The following is a 14,130-nucleotide window of genomic DNA, read 5'->3' on the forward strand; positions in this document are numbered from 1 at the left end:
CTGCCATGCGGTTCATCGCTTTATGGGGGCAGTTAGCGCCTCATTCAATTGGTGCCGTCCTTTTCACGGAAAGCAGGAACCGACTGCATCTCGGCTTTTCATCAGAAGGGCAGCTTGAAACCTGGGGGCAGAGGCAGGCCGCTGGTCATCTTCGACATTTCGCTGGAACTGGCCTCATCCGCCTTCTTGCGGGCGTCGTTGAACGCCGCCGTGACCAGATCTTCCAGCATCTGCTTCTCGCTAGGAGCGAGCAGGCCTTCGTCGATGGACACGCCAAGGATTCGGCCCTTGGCGGAAGCGCGAACCTTTACCAAGCTACCACCGGCAGAACCCTCAACCTCGATCTTGTCGAGATTTTCCTGCGCACGCTGCAGTTCTTCCTGCACCCGGCTGGCCATGCCCAATATTTCGTTCAGATCCTTCATCGCTCTGCGCTCCATGGTTCGGTCCGATCAAGATCGGCGTCGGGGAAAGCTGCAAGCACGGCTTTCACCACTGGGGTATCGAATATCTCGGCGCGTTCCCGCACCTCAGTCTGCTGCTGCTCCTCCAACAGCGAGGGAGCAGCACTGCCTTCGCTTCGCCTGATCTGCCATGGCGAGCCTGTCGCCTTCTGCAACTCGATGGCGAGAGTCCGGCAGAAATCTCCGTCAGTCCAATCTTGCGTAAGCTGCAATTCCATCTCTGGCGGATCGAAGCGGACGATGCGCACACAATCATGAAGGAAGTCAGCGAGCCGCCCCTTTTTTTGTTCCCAAAGAAGGTCCACGACAGCCTTTACGTCGGTGGGCAGTGATGCGGCGGACGTGGTTGATGGGGTCGCTGCCGCTCCCTGGACCGACGGAACCCCGCCTTCACGCAGGAGCTTGGCGATCTCCCCCGGATCAGGCATGGTCGCGGCGTGCATGACGCGGAGCAAAGCCATTTCGCAGGATTCAATCGGGAATGCGGCGCTCGAGACTTCATCATGACCCTTGAGCAGCAACTGCCACAGACGATGGAGCGGTGCGAAGCCGATTTGCGACGCCCAATCAGCAAGCGCCTCACGCTCCTCCGCCGATTGTCCGGGTGTCGCGAGGTCACGGCCGGCCTTCATCAATGTGACGGCGTGCACCAGTTCAAGGAGGCCGCGAAGAAGAGCAAGAGGCTCGACCCCCAAAGCATATTGCTCACGCACGGCGGAGAGAAGCGCGCCGGTATCTCCCTCCAGCAGAAGCCCGAGCAGGCGACGAACAGCGCCACGATCCGACAGGCCGAGCATCTCGCGCACCTGAGCGGCGGTGACGAGCGGGGCACCCTCCCCCATCTCGGCATGGGCGATCGCCTGGTCGAGAATCGACAGGCCGTCGCGAGCGGAGCCTTCGGCTGCCTGGGCTATGAGCGCCAGGGCATCTTCTTCGGCGGCGACCTGCTCCGCCTCAACCACATGGGCGAAGTGGGCGGCGAGCAGTTCGGCCGGGATGCGGCGGAGGTCGAAGCGCTGGCAGCGGGAAAGTACGGTGATCGGAACCTTGTTCACCTCTGTCGTGGCGAACAGGAATTTCACGTGGGCGGGCGGCTCTTCCAGTGTCTTGAGGAGCGCGTTGAACGCGTTCTTCGAGAGCATGTGGACTTCGTCGATGATGTAGATCTTGTAGCGGGCTGACACGGCGGCATAGCGCACCGCCTCGATGATCTCGCGCACATCGTCGACGCCGGTATGGCTTGCCGCGTCCATTTCGACCACGTCGATGTGACGGCCTTCCGCAATCGCCAGACAGGGTTCGCAGACGCCGCAAGGGTCGATAGTCGGGCCGCCCTGCCCGTCAGCGCCGACGCAATTCAGCGCCTTGGCAATGAGGCGGGCGGTCGACGTCTTACCGACGCCTCGCACCCCGGTCATGAGGAAGGCATGCGCCAACCTACCTCGCCGGATCGCATTACCCAGCGTCTGGACCATGGCATCCTGCCCGATCAGTTCGCGAAAGCTGCGCGGCCGGTATTTGCGCGCGAGCACGCGATAGGGCTGAGGTGAATCGGACATGGTAACAATCTAGCGGCTTGAGGAGCGGCTGTCGAAGCCGGAAGCCGAATAAAGGTGGGAGCCGGAACGACCCGCGGCGAAATCGTTGTGGCTGCTTCCGTCAGGACCTGACCAGGTTGGCGACGACCACGTCCGCCCGACTCCCGGCGCGGCATATGGCGAAAGCCCGTCGCGATGGCAAGGGCTGGGTTATTCCAACCCGGTCCGCTGTGCCTTTGATACGAATTCAAGTGCGGCGCGGGCCGTTTCCGCAATGGCCGCATCTGCCGCCTTGCCGTCCACCTTCGGACGATCGAGATAGATGGCGAGCAGATATTCCTCACCCGATGGGGTCTTCACCAACGCCACGTCATTATAGGCTGTGCCGCAACTTCCCGTCTTGCTGCCCGAAGTCCAGCCCTTGGGCAGACCGGCCTTGATCCGCTTGTCGCCAGTCGTGCTGCCGTTCAGCCAGGTTCGAAGACGCTCCGCGCTTTCGGGCTTCATGTCCCGGAAGATCAGACGCGCGATCAAACCAGCCATAGCGGCTGGACTTGTAGTGTCGCGAACGTCACCCTCCATATTCTCGTTGAGCAAGGGCTCTGTACGATCCAGACGCGTGACCGTGTCTCCATGTGCGCGGATGAAGGCGGTGAGGCCTTCCGGCCCACCGATCATCGGCAGCAGCAGATTCGCCGCGCTGTTGTCGCTGACTTCCACCGCGGCTTTGGCCAGCTCCGCCATGGAGAGGCGACCGCGCTTGCGGTTCGCTTTCACGACTGGCGCGTGATCCAGGATGTCCGCGTCGGTGAAGGCGACTTGTCCCTCCAGCCCGAACCGTCCGGCATCGGAGCCCATCAACACAGCCGCTGCCAGTGGCGCCTTGAACGTCGAACACATGGCGAAGCGTTCATCCCGGTTGAAGCCGAGGAGCAAGGCGCCCTTGCTATCGACCAGCGCTACACCGAGACGGGCCCCGGTCTCCTTTTCGATCTCTCGCGGGTTGCGCACGGACTTCACGACCGATTCGCTGACCGTGTAGCGCGGAGCGGCAGGGAGCAGCGACTGGCGAGCGCCATCCTGTTGCGCGCTGGCTGATCCAGAAAGCGAGATGACCGCCAATATGGCGGCACTGATGCAGGCGCGCATCCGTTACATGCCCTGCATATTGTAGGATTCGCCTGGAATGCGGACAGTCAGCCCATCAAGCTTGTCCTCTAATATGATCTGGCAGGACAGACGGCTGGTCCGCGTGGCGGCGGCTGCGAGATCCAGCATATCTTCTTCCGCTTCGCTTGCAGGGGTCAGCTTGGGAAAGTCTGCCGCCTCCACGATCACATGGCAGGTCGAGCAGGCCATCTGCCCTTCGCAGGTTCCTTCCAGCGGCTGGCCTGCCGCCTGGGCCACTTCCAGCAAAACCGAACCGGCGGCGGCATCAACCTCCCGCCGATCTTCACCGTCCGCGCTGACGAATGTGACCCTGACCATGATTGCGGCTTCCCTTGTCTACGGCGCCGCTTGTACGGCTGCCGCCTCGTTCATCATCTTTGCGGCACTCTCCAGCTCGGCCAGCGTCGTGTATCGGCCGAAACCGATCCGCACCGATCCACGCGCCTCCCAGTCCGACAATCCGATGGCGCGCAAGACATGGCTTGGCCGTCCGGAGCCGCTCGCGCAAGCACTTCCCAATGAAAATGCGACATTGCGGCAGTCCGACAACAGGCGCGCGCCATCGACGCCATCGCGGCGGATATTGAGGTTGCCGTGATAGCGGGCTTCAGCGCTGCCGTTCAGGGTCCAGTCGTCGAACAGGACGCGCGCTTTATCCCAAAGCGCGTCGATATGAACTCGGTCTTGGGCGGCTCTTTCGCGCATCAGCCCGGCAGCGACGCCAAACCCGGCGCATAGGGCAGGCGACAGCGTACCGGAGCGCAAGCCCGCTTCTTGCCCACCGCCATATATTATGGGGTCCAGCCTGATGCCTTCCCGCAACCAGAGCGCTCCCACGCCCTTGGGGCCGTGGATTTTGTGCGCGCTGATGGCGACCATGTCGCAATTGCTGGGTATGGGAACGCGGCCACAGCCTTGCACCGCATCGCACAGGAAAAGCGCGCCCACGCGGTGGGCAAGATCGGCCAACTCTTCGACGGGCTGCACGACGCCGATTTCATTGTTCACCAGCATCGCGGCTACCAGGGACACGCCGGGCGTGATGGCGGCCCGAGCGGCATCCAAGTCGACAAGGCCGTCGCTGCCAACCGGTAGCAGCTTGATAGAGCGGCCCTTCGCCCCGAGGGCAGCAACGGTGTCGAGAACCGCAGCATGTTCCGTAGCCAAGGTCACGATCTCCCCGGACGATATGCCGGAGATCGCGATGTTGAGCGCTTCTGTAGCACCCGACGTGAAGATCAGTCTTCCACCTTCGGGCAGCAGGCTGACGATCTGCTCGCGGGCGAGTTCCACTTGCGCCGCCGCAGCCCTGCCCAGCCGATGAGCGCTGTGCGGATTGGCGAACTGGTCGCGCAGAAGCGGCACCATGGCATCGAAGACCTCGGGTGCCAGAGGCGTAGTCGCCTGATAGTCGAGATAGATGGTCACGCCCGCCTGCTCGCGATCTTCAGCCACTGTTCCAGGAAGCGATCGATATCGGAGTCGCTTGTGGCCGGGCCAAAGCTAACCCTTATGACTTCACCGGCCGCGCCATCATCCCAGCCCATGGCATGGAGGACGTGGCTGGTCTTAAGCGATCCGGAAGAGCAAGCGCTGCCCGCCGAGACGGAGATTCCGGCGAGGTCGAACTGGATCAGCTGAGCGCGAGCGGACACGCCGGGCATGCGGTAACTGGCGATCGCCGGACTGCGCCGAGCGGCTCGCGCGACGATTTCGCCGCCTGCTTCTTCGATCGCATGGTCCAGTCGCTGCCGGAGTGAGGCAGCAGCAGGAAGCCAGTTCGGCCGATGCTCCAAAGCCGCGGTCATGGCGAGGACAGCGGGAACGTTCTCCGTACCCGCCCGGTATCCCTGCTCCTGCCCTCCGCTGGGTTGAAGGAGCGCCAAGTCACGCACCAGCAGCGCGCCTATGCCCGGAGGCCCACCGAATTTATGCGCACTGATGGCGATCATGTCAGCATCGGGGAGCGGAAGCTTGCCCGCGCTTTGGGCGCAGTCGGCGAACAGCATTGCTCCATCGCGGTTCAATGCATCGAGCGGCTGGATGACGCCTGTTTCGTTGTTGATGTGCTGGATGGCAAGGATCGTGTCCTTTCCATGCGATGCCGAAGCCAAAGCAACCAAGCCGTCCGGCTCAACTTTCAGCCGTTCCGCGCCAGATGTGGTGCGTAGAACCGAATCATGTTCTACTGGCGACGTGATGATGTGGGACGTCTTCGCCCTCTTCAGGCCTATGGCGATCGCCTCGCTCGCTCCGGAAGTGAACAATATGTGGCCATTCCAGTCCAGAGCGGCAGCGATACGCGACCTGGCCTCCTCAAGCGCCGCGCGGGCTGCGCGTCCTTCGGCATGGGGGCTGGACGGATTGGCCCATCGCTCCATCGCCTCGGTCATGGCGGCTTTCGCCTGCGGCAACATGGGCGTCGTCGCTGCGTGGTCCAGATAAAGGCGAGCGAGGGCCACGAGGCGATGATACTCATTGATTGCGGAAATGGCGACGACTTCTATATAGGCGGTCTGCCGCGCAACGCCAGCATTGGCTGTCGCGCGCCCGCATCCAACCGCCGGCCTCCTTCATTCGGGTGGCGGCCAGAACCATAACAGGTGCCATGCCCGACGTTATTTTCCCCGGACCCGAAGGCCGTCTCGAAGGCCGTTTCAGCCCCCCGCCGCGCCCGCGCGCACCGGTCGCGATGATCCTGCATCCGCATCCGCAGGGTGGCGGCACGATGAACGACCGCATCACGCAAGCTCTTTACAAGACGTTCGTGAAGCGCGGATTCGCGGTGCTCCGCTTCAATTTCCGTGGCGTCGGCCGAAGCCAGGGGACGTTTGACAATGGGATCGGTGAACTGAGCGACGCCGCCGCAGCGCTCGATTGGGTACAGAGCTTCCACCCCGAAGCGCAGACGACCTGGATCGCCGGCTTCTCCTTCGGCGCATGGATCGGCATGCAGCTGTTGATGCGCCGTCCGGAAATTCGGGGCTTCATCTCGGTCGCTCCGCCCGCGAACATGTATGACTTCTCATTCCTTGCTCCCTGCCCCGCTTCAGGCATCATCGTGCAGGGAACGGCGGATGAGGTGGTGACGGCAAGCGCCGTGCAAAAGCTGGTCGACAAGCTGCGCACGCAAAAGGGCATCACCATTCATCATGACGAAATCCGTGGCGCAAACCACTTTTTCGAGCATGAGCTGGATCAGCTGATGAAGTCCGTCGACAATTATCTCGACATGCGGCTGGCGCCCGACTCGCCGATCCGCTGAGCCAGCTATGATGTTTGTGAAGGGCCGCGGTTGTAACGCGGCCCTTTGCTGATTCTGGAGGCAGTCGGGATCGACCGATATGGCATCAAGAAAATATGTCTTGGCCTGCATCCCGGCCGCGACTAGCGGCGGCGGGCCATGAGTGAAGCGAAGAACAACGACGTTCGTCTGATCTGGAGCCGCTATTACAGCGCCTTCATCCCTGCGCCCGCAGGCCCCGGCTTCTTCGACCGGTTGAAGGCTGCGAGCGGAGCGATCGGCGGGATCGCGATTACAGGCTTGTTGTGCGGCTTGATGCTGGGCAACGGCATCGCCCATCCCCTGCTGGTGGCGCCCATGGGTGCATCGGCGGTGCTGTTGTTTGCAGTTCCTGCCAGCCCTCTTGCCCAGCCATGGCCGGTGTTTGGCGGCAACGTCGTATCCGCGCTGATTGGCATTACCGTGGCGAAGTTGATTCCCGACCCCACCGTCGCCGCCGCTCTGGCAGTCGGTTGCGCCATCGGTGGCATGTCCCTGCTCCGCTGCCTCCATCCTCCGGGCGGCGCCGTGGCGCTCTCGGCCGTATTGGGCGCGATGAATGGCGCGCCGAGCTATATGTTCGCTGTCGTACCGGTGGGGCTGAACACCGCCTTGCTCGTGGCGATCGCAATCCTGTTCCACCGTGTCGCGGGTCACAGCTACCCCCATGTTCCGCCCAAGGCTCCGAACGCACATGGAACCAGTGACCCGGCGCCTTTGCTGAGAACGCCGCCTTCCGAGCAGGATGTCGAGGAAGCGTTGCAAGCCTATGGCGATATGCTCGACGTCGATGCAGCTGACTTGCAAGTCGTTCTGCACGATGCGGAGGTCCGGGCAGCTGAACGCAGCCATGCCTCGCTGACTTGCGGCGAGATCATGTCGCGGGACATTGTTTCGGTTCGTGCTGGGCAGCCCATCACCGAAGCGGCCGCACTGCTCCAGGAGCGGCGGCTACTGTCCATGCCCGTGCTGGATGACGACGCGCGCGTCCAGGGCGTGCTTGGTCTGCTTGATCTGGCGCGCGCAGGACAAACCGCTGGCGACATAGCATCCGATCCATTGCTGGTGTCAGAGCAGACGCCCGTATCGCAATTGCTCCGTCCGCTGACGAGCGGATTGACGCATGAAGCCATTGTTGTCGGACATGACGGCGAGCTGCGCGGGATGGTGACCCAAACAGACCTTCTCGCCGCAATGGCGCTCCGCGCCTGATCAGTTGGCCTGACGTTCCAGCATTGGCACGTCAGGCCCCGGAATTGCAGAGATGGCGACATTGGCGAACATCACCAACCCGGCTATGATCATCAGAATTCCGCGCTTGCGGTCGCCCTTCTTCACCACGGCGTAGATGCCGCCGCTTGTGAGGAGCAATCCCGCGAGCATGAGTATGGATAATATCGTCGCTGCCATGAAGCAGGCCATAAGCGGCCAGCTGGACTGTGGCAATTGGGCGGCTCTGCCCCTAAGAGGCGCGGGAAACGAATCACCTTTTGCGTGACTGGACAACTTAACCGTGAAAATCGCTCTCGCTTCCGATCATGCCGCCGTTGATCTGAAGGCGGAACTTGCCGATTGGCTGCGCGCTGAGGGCCATGAGATTGACGACCTCGGCCCCGCGACGGCCGACCGGGTCGACTATCCGGACTTCGGCTACAAGCTCGCCAATGCTGTTGCATCCGGCGCGGCAGAGCGCGGTATTGCGCTGTGTGGCTCCGGCATCGGCATTTCGATCGCGGTGAACCGTAATCCTGCCTGCCGCTGCGCGTTGGTGTCCGAACCGCTGTCCGCCGCCTTGTCGCGTGAACATAATGACGCGAACGTCCTTGCGCTGGGCGCTCGCCTGACCGGCGTCGACATGGCCAAAGCCTGCGTTACCGCCTTTCTTTCAACCGAATTCGGCGGTGGCCGCCATAGTGGCCGTGTCGAAAAACTCTCCCAGCCCGCGCTTTAAGGAGCCAGCCCTATGAGCACCGCCCCCCTCGCCCAGCCCGACCTGTCCGATATCCGTGCGGAAGGCTATTTCACGCGCAGCCTGGCCGATGCCGACCCAGCGGTTTTTGCTGGCGTCACCAGCGAACTGAAGCGCGAGCAGAATCAGATCGAGCTGATCGCTTCGGAAAACATCGTTTCAAAGGCGGTGCTGGAAGCGCAGGGTTCGGTCTTCACCAACAAGTACGCCGAGGGCTATCCCGGCAAGCGCTATTACCAGGGCTGCGCACCTTCGGACGAAGTCGAGCAGCTGGCAATCGATCGTGCAAAGCAGATCTTCAACTGCGGCTTCGTCAATGTGCAACCCCATTCGGGCGCGCAGGCGAACGGCGCGGTGATGCTGGCGCTGACCAAGCCGGGTGACACGATCATGGGCCTGTCGCTCGACGCCGGCGGTCACCTGACCCATGGTGCGAAGCCCGCGCTGTCGGGCAAATGGTATAACGCCGTGCAGTACGGCGTGCGCGAAGACACGCACCTCATCGATTATGACGCTCTCGAAGCGCAGGCGATCGAGGCCAAGCCGACGCTGATCATCGCGGGCGGATCGGCCTATCCGCGTCACCTGGACTTCGCGCGCTTCCGTGCGATTGCTGACAAGGTCGGCGCGCTGCTGATGGTCGACATGGCGCACTTTGCGGGCCTCGTCGCCGGTGGCGCGCACCCGACGCCCTTCGGTTTCGCCGACGTCGTGACCACCACCACGCACAAGACCCTGCGCGGTCCGCGCGGCGGCATGATCCTGACCAATGACGAAGCCATCGCGAAGAAGATCAACTCGGCGGTTTTCCCCGGCCTGCAGGGTGGGCCGCTGATGCATGTCATCGCGGCGAAGGCGGTCGCTTTCGGCGAAGCGCTGCGCCCGGAGTTCAAAACCTATGCGCAGGCGATCGTCACAAATGCGAAGGCGCTCGCTGCCAAGCTGGAACAGCGCGGGCTCGCCGTCATTTCGGGCGGCACCGACACGCACCTCGCGCTCATTGACCTGCGCCCCTATGGCATTTCGGGCAAGGATGCGGACGAGGCGCTGGAGCGCAGCTTCATCACCTGCAACAAGAATGGCGTGCCGGGCGACCCGCTGCCGCCGACCAAGACCAGCGGCATTCGCGTGGGTTCGCCCGCGGGCACGACGCGCGGCTTTGGCGTTGCCGAGTTCGAGGCGATCGGCGACATGATCGCCGATGTTCTGGAAGGGCTGCGCGACCATGGCGAGCATGGCGACGCGGCGGTGGAAGCCAATGTGCGGGATCGCGTCTCGGCGCTCTGCGCACGCTTCCCGATCTACGAAGGCTGATAGCTTCCGTCGCTATCAGGGGTGGTCGAGGCGCAGCGGCTGTGCCATCTCGTGTCTCGACTCATCCGGAAACGAACGGAGCTTATTGCTGAATGCGTTGCCCCTTCTGTGCTCATGACGACAGTCAGGTAAAGGACAGCCGCCCCACCGAAGATGGCGCAGCCATTCGCCGCAGACGACAGTGCGAAACTTGTGGAGCCCGTTTCACCACGTTCGAACGAATCCAGTTGCGCGACATCTGGGTAGTGAAAAGCGAAGGCCGCAAGGAAGCGTTCGATCGCGACAAGCTGGCGCGGTCGATCGATATCGCTTGCCGCAAACGGCAAATCGATCCGAGCAGGCTGGAAAAGCTGATCTCCGGTATTCAGCGGCAGCTGGAAACCAGTGGCGAAGGCGAAGTCCCCGCGCGCGCAATTGGCGAGATGGTGATGGAAGGCCTCAAGCGGCTCGACAGCGTTGCCTATATCCGCTTCGCCAGCGTGTATAAGGATTTCACCGACGCGCGGGATTTCGAAGATTTTGCTGGGTCGGTGAAGGAGGTTGGCAGTGAGTGAGGACTGTCTAGGGCAACCGGAATGAATGCTGCTCCTCCCTCCACACGCCCGATCATAGTCCTTGTCCGCCCGCAGCTAGGCGAGAATATCGGCAAGGCCGCGCGGGCCATGCTCAATTTCGGGCTGACCGACATGCGTCTGGTCAGCCCCCGCGATGGCTGGCCCAATCCTGATGCTGGTCCTTCGGCCGCGGGCGCGGATGTCGTGCTCGACAAGGCGGAAGTGTTTGAGACGCTTGCCGATGCGGTGGCTGATTGCGCGCATGTCTATGCAACGACTGTGCGCAAGCGCGGCGTGACCAAGCCCGTAGTAACGCCGGAAGAAGCAGCGCGCGAAGTGCATCAGGCGAGCGGACGATGCGCCTTCGTCTTTGGGCCGGAGCGGTCTGGCCTGGAAACGGAGGATGTTGCGCTCGCTCGCAAGATCCTGACGGTGCCCATCAATCCGGAATTCGGGTCGCTGAACCTTGCCCAGGCAGTGATATTATGCGCTTATGAATGGTCGAAGCAGGCCGCGCTGGAGCAGCCGACCGTGACCGATCTGGGCGAACCTGCTCCGCAGGCAGAGCTTGAAGGCATGATCGGGCAGTTCGAAACCTTGCTGGACAATGCGGGCTATTTCTTCCCGCCAGATCGCGCTCCTGCGACCAAGCGCACTCTTCGCAATCTGTTGACCAAGCCGGGCTGGAACCATCTGGAGGTACGGACGCTGCGTGGCGTGCTGTCGGCGCTGGCCAACCCGCGCGCGCGTTAGGCCTTGATGCGGTCGAATTCTTCCATTTCGTACGCGATCGACGCTTCGACCAAGTGATCCCAAAGACTGGCGATCATCTCGCCGGGCAGGCCCAGCTGTTCTGCCTCCTCCCTGGCGTTGGCGATGACCTCGGCCTTGCGCGCTTCATCTCGGACAGCCCCTCGATCCTGTTTGATGCGGGCGGCGGCGCGCATGTGGGCGAAGCGTTGGGCAAGCAGTGCGACGATCTGGCTGTCGAGATTGTCGACGCCCGCGCGAACCTGCTCCATGGTCGAATAGCTTTCCGGGTTCATGGCGCTACCGATTAGGCCGCCGTCCCGCCCCTGTCGAGGGTTGACATGATCCCGCCCCTTCTCCATAGGCGCGCCTTCGCGATTGGCCCTGCATCCCGGTGAAGCAGTGGCCCTGCCCCTTCATGGCAAGCAGGCGAGGACCGGGAATAACGTTGTTAGCAGTTGTAAGGAATTATCATGTCGAAGCGTTCCAGCGCGAAGTATAAACTCGACCGCCGCATGGGCGAGAACATCTGGGGCCGGCCGAAGAGCCCGGTCAACAAGCGCGAATATGGTCCCGGCCAGCACGGTCAGCGCCGCAAGGGCAAGATGTCCGATTACGGCATCCAGCTCAAGGCGAAGCAGAAGCTGAAGGGCTATTATGGCGACATCACAGAAAAGCAGTTCAAGAAGAATTACACCGAAGCCGCTCGTATGAAGGGTGACACCGGTCAGAACCTGATCGGTCTGCTGGAGCGCCGCCTGGACGCAGTGGTTTATCGCGCAAAGTTCACGCCCACCATCTGGTCGGCCCGTCAGCTGGTGTCGCACGGTCACGTTTATGTGAACGGCGTCAAGTGCAACATCGCGAGCCGTCTGGTGAAGCCGGGCGACGAAATCACCCTGGGCAAGAAGGCGCAGGAAATGGCGCTGGTTCTGGAAGCGCAGAGCCTGCCCGAGCGCGACATCCCTGACTATGTGTCGCCCGATGGCGCTGCCAAGGTCACCTATGTCCGCGTTCCGACGCTGGACGAAGTGCCCTATCCGGTGAAGATGGAACCCAATCTGGTCGTCGAATTCTATTCGCGCTGATCAGTTTACGAGCTTTTCGCACGGAAAGGCGGTCCTTCGGGGCCGCCTTTTTTGTTTGTCCAACAAGCCTTGCCGGACCGAGGGGGTACTGGCAGAACCACGGCATTCCTTATCCTTCAAGGCTATTGCCATGCGCCTGCTTCCCTCGACTTTGCTGATCGCTCTCCTCACCAGCAGTGCTGCGATGGCAGCACCTTCCAGCATCAGCCCGTCGATCGAAACCATGAAGGAGGTGGTGAAAGAAATTTCCTCGGATGCTTATGAAGGGCGTGGGCCGGGGACGGTGGGTGAGGAGAAGACGCTTTCCTATCTGGTGCAGCGCTTTGCGGCGTTGGGACTGAAGCCCGGCAATAAAGGCAGCTGGTTCCAGGACGTCCCGCTGGTGGAGATCGCCGCCAAGGATGTTTCGCCTTTGCGCTTCACTGGCGGCAAGGCGCCGGTATCCGCCGAATATGGCTCCCAAATGGTGATCGCAACCTATCGCACCGCTCAACCACATGTCGAGGTGAAGGATAGTCCGGTTGTCTTCGTGGGCTATGGGATCAACGCGCCCGAGAAGAAGTGGAATGATTATGCCGGTGTGGACGTGCGGGGCAAGACGGTCATCATCCTGGTCAATGATCCCGATTACCAAACCCCTGGCCTGAGCGGCCCATTCAACGGGCGCGCCATGACCTATTATGGCCGCTGGACTTACAAGTTCGAAGAAGCCGCGCGCCAGGGTGCGGCGGCGGCGATCATCGTCCATGACACGGTGCCCGCCGCCTATGGCTGGAACGTGGTTCAGTCGAGCTGGACCGGCGCACAGCATGTGGCCGACAATGGGGATGGCAATGCGAAGCAATCGGCCGCCATCGGATGGGTGCAGAAAGACAAGGCTGCGGCGCTGCTGGCGAGCGCGGGCCTTAATCTGAATAGCCTGAGCGCGGCAGCGAAGAAACGCGGGTTCAAGGCGGTGCCGCTGAAAGGCGTCAAGGCGAATGTCTCATTCGACAACATCGTCCGCAAACATCAGTCGAAGAATGTCGTCGCGTTGCTGCCCGGCAAAACGAGGCCGGACGAATATGTGCTTTACGCGGCGCACTGGGACCATCTGGGCCGCTGCGAAGCCGCGCCGGATGGAGACGATATCTGCAACGGCGCGATCGACAATGCCACTGGCACGGCGGCCCTGGTCGCGCTGGCGGAAGCCAATGTGAAAGCGGGCCCGGCGGCACGCAGCCAGGTGTTCCTTGCGGTAACAGCAGAAGAGTCCGGGCTTTTGGGATCGGCCTATTATGGCAATCATCCGGTCTTCCCGCTTGGCCAAACCGTGGGCGGCGTCAACATGGACGCCCTCGGCATGGCGGGGCGCGCGAAGAACGTCGTCGTGATCGGCAAGGGCAAGTCGCAGCTAGACGCATATCTGGATCGCGCCTTGGCCGCGCAGAAGCGCGTTGCGAGCCTGGAGCCCACGCCGGAAAAAGGCTTCTATTACCGATCAGACCATTTCAGCTTCGCCAAACATGGCGTGCCTATGCTCTATTTCGAAGGCGGGCAGGATCTGGTGAGGGGCGGCCCCGCGGCCGGGGCGGCAGCCGCGAGGGAATATGAAGAACATCGCTACCATGGCCCGAAGGACGAATATGATCCCAAATGGGATTGGAGCGGCGTGAAGGAGGACCTGAAGCTCTATTATGATGTCGGCAGAGCGCTGGCCGACACGACCGCCTGGCCGAACTGGACGCCCGGTGATGAATTCCGCGCGATCCGCGACAAGAGCCGGGCGGGCCGGTAGAAACCCTTAGCACCTGTTGCGCAGAAGCATGCCATGAGGCCCGTCATGGCTCGCTCAACGCCGTCCCATCATTGGACAGGCGTTCGTTAAGTTAATCATTTCCCTTACGGAAACTTGGCCTCTATCCCTGATCTGCCGACGATTCGGTAGCGTAACGATAATAAGATTGGGGATGGGTCGTGGAAGTTAACAAGGCTGTTACAATCTTGCATGTTGGCAAGTT

Annotated in this window: 16 protein-coding genes and 1 other RNA gene; 8 read left to right on the forward strand and 9 right to left on the reverse strand. The window is 62.0% G+C overall.

Translation table 11 applies throughout. The features are described from left to right. Positions 1-101: 101 nt before the first annotated feature. The 7 genes from ACYU8T_RS05535 to ACYU8T_RS05565 all read right to left on the reverse strand — a co-directional run bounded on the left by ACYU8T_RS05535 (position 102) and on the right by ACYU8T_RS05565 (position 5,634). Positions 102-425: a YbaB/EbfC family nucleoid-associated protein gene (locus tag ACYU8T_RS05535; RefSeq protein ID WP_461158768.1), complete on the reverse strand. Its 324-nt coding sequence runs from the start codon at positions 423-425 to the stop codon at positions 102-104. Beyond that, entirely contained in the window at positions 422-2,023 is a 1,602-nt protein-coding gene (locus tag ACYU8T_RS05540) for a DNA polymerase III subunit gamma/tau (RefSeq protein WP_461158769.1), read from the reverse strand. Before ACYU8T_RS05540 ends, ACYU8T_RS05535 begins: the two co-directional genes overlap by 4 nt. A gap of 50 nt (positions 2,024-2,073) precedes the next feature. Beyond that, positions 2,074-2,171: signal recognition particle sRNA small type (ffs, locus tag ACYU8T_RS05545), an RNA gene on the reverse strand. 41 nt (positions 2,172-2,212) lie between these two features. After that, a complete protein-coding gene (gene blaSGM, locus ACYU8T_RS05550) occupies positions 2,213-3,151 on the reverse strand; it encodes an SGM family class A beta-lactamase (RefSeq protein WP_461158770.1) in 939 nt (312 codons plus the stop codon). Positions 3,152-3,154: 3 nt separating this feature from the next. After that, positions 3,155-3,490 (reverse strand): 2Fe-2S iron-sulfur cluster-binding protein, encoded by a 336-nt coding sequence (locus tag ACYU8T_RS05555; protein ID WP_097091619.1) that lies wholly within the window; start codon positions 3,488-3,490, stop codon positions 3,155-3,157. Positions 3,491-3,508: 18 nt separating this feature from the next. Further along, positions 3,509-4,600: a cysteine desulfurase family protein gene (locus ACYU8T_RS05560; RefSeq protein ID WP_461159755.1), complete on the reverse strand. Its 1,092-nt coding sequence runs from the start codon at positions 4,598-4,600 to the stop codon at positions 3,509-3,511. Then, complete coding sequence (locus ACYU8T_RS05565; protein ID WP_461158771.1) at positions 4,597-5,634, reverse strand: cysteine desulfurase family protein; 1,038 nt, start codon at positions 5,632-5,634, stop codon at positions 4,597-4,599. The genes ACYU8T_RS05560 and ACYU8T_RS05565 overlap by 4 nt, the downstream gene beginning before the upstream one ends. A gap of 146 nt (positions 5,635-5,780) precedes the next feature. Here ACYU8T_RS05565 and ACYU8T_RS05570 point away from each other — a divergent pair, with 146 nt between their 5' ends. Then, complete coding sequence (locus tag ACYU8T_RS05570) at positions 5,781-6,437, forward strand: alpha/beta hydrolase (RefSeq protein ID WP_037463024.1); 657 nt, start codon at positions 5,781-5,783, stop codon at positions 6,435-6,437. A gap of 138 nt (positions 6,438-6,575) precedes the next feature. Further along, positions 6,576-7,667 carry an HPP family protein gene (locus ACYU8T_RS05575; protein WP_461158772.1) on the forward strand — a complete coding sequence of 364 codons (1,092 nt, stop codon included), beginning with the start codon at positions 6,576-6,578 and terminating at the stop codon, positions 7,665-7,667. On the opposite strand, the gene ACYU8T_RS05580 is transcribed toward ACYU8T_RS05575, so the two are convergent. Further along, positions 7,668-7,865, reverse strand: coding sequence for a hypothetical protein (locus ACYU8T_RS05580; RefSeq protein WP_461158773.1), 198 nt, complete (start codon positions 7,863-7,865; stop codon positions 7,668-7,670). 103 nt (positions 7,866-7,968) lie between these two features. Here ACYU8T_RS05580 and rpiB point away from each other — a divergent pair, with 103 nt between their 5' ends. The 4 genes from rpiB (at position 7,969) to ACYU8T_RS05600 (ending at position 11,045) form a co-directional block, all read left to right on the forward strand. After that, on the forward strand, positions 7,969-8,406 hold the full coding sequence (gene rpiB, locus ACYU8T_RS05585) for a ribose 5-phosphate isomerase B (protein WP_247231119.1): 438 nt from the start codon (positions 7,969-7,971) through the stop codon (positions 8,404-8,406). A 12-nt stretch (positions 8,407-8,418) separates the two neighbouring features. Continuing rightward, positions 8,419-9,738 carry a serine hydroxymethyltransferase gene (gene glyA / locus ACYU8T_RS05590; RefSeq protein ID WP_097091623.1) on the forward strand — a complete coding sequence of 440 codons (1,320 nt, stop codon included), beginning with the start codon at positions 8,419-8,421 and terminating at the stop codon, positions 9,736-9,738. A 92-nt stretch (positions 9,739-9,830) separates the two neighbouring features. Then, a complete protein-coding gene (gene nrdR, locus ACYU8T_RS05595) occupies positions 9,831-10,292 on the forward strand; it encodes a transcriptional regulator NrdR (RefSeq protein WP_097091624.1) in 462 nt (153 codons plus the stop codon). A 21-nt stretch (positions 10,293-10,313) separates the two neighbouring features. Next, positions 10,314-11,045 carry an RNA methyltransferase gene (locus tag ACYU8T_RS05600; protein WP_461158774.1) on the forward strand — a complete coding sequence of 244 codons (732 nt, stop codon included), beginning with the start codon at positions 10,314-10,316 and terminating at the stop codon, positions 11,043-11,045. Here ACYU8T_RS05600 and ACYU8T_RS05605 read toward each other — a convergent pair. Beyond that, positions 11,042-11,338 (reverse strand): chorismate mutase, encoded by a 297-nt coding sequence (locus ACYU8T_RS05605; RefSeq protein ID WP_247231717.1) that lies wholly within the window; start codon positions 11,336-11,338, stop codon positions 11,042-11,044. The genes ACYU8T_RS05600 and ACYU8T_RS05605 overlap by 4 nt on opposite strands. Before the next feature lie 177 nt (positions 11,339-11,515). On the opposite strand from ACYU8T_RS05605, the gene rpsD reads away from it, so the two are divergent. Together rpsD and ACYU8T_RS05615 are read left to right on the forward strand one after the other, a co-directional pair. Further along, positions 11,516-12,130, forward strand: coding sequence for a 30S ribosomal protein S4 (rpsD, locus tag ACYU8T_RS05610; protein WP_097091626.1), 615 nt, complete (start codon positions 11,516-11,518; stop codon positions 12,128-12,130). A 130-nt stretch (positions 12,131-12,260) separates the two neighbouring features. Continuing rightward, positions 12,261-13,907 (forward strand): M28 family peptidase, encoded by a 1,647-nt coding sequence (locus tag ACYU8T_RS05615; protein WP_461158775.1) that lies wholly within the window; start codon positions 12,261-12,263, stop codon positions 13,905-13,907. Positions 13,908-14,130: the final 223 nt, after the last annotated feature.

The sequence above is a fragment of the Sphingobium sp. TomMM35A genome, from assembly GCF_054771735.1.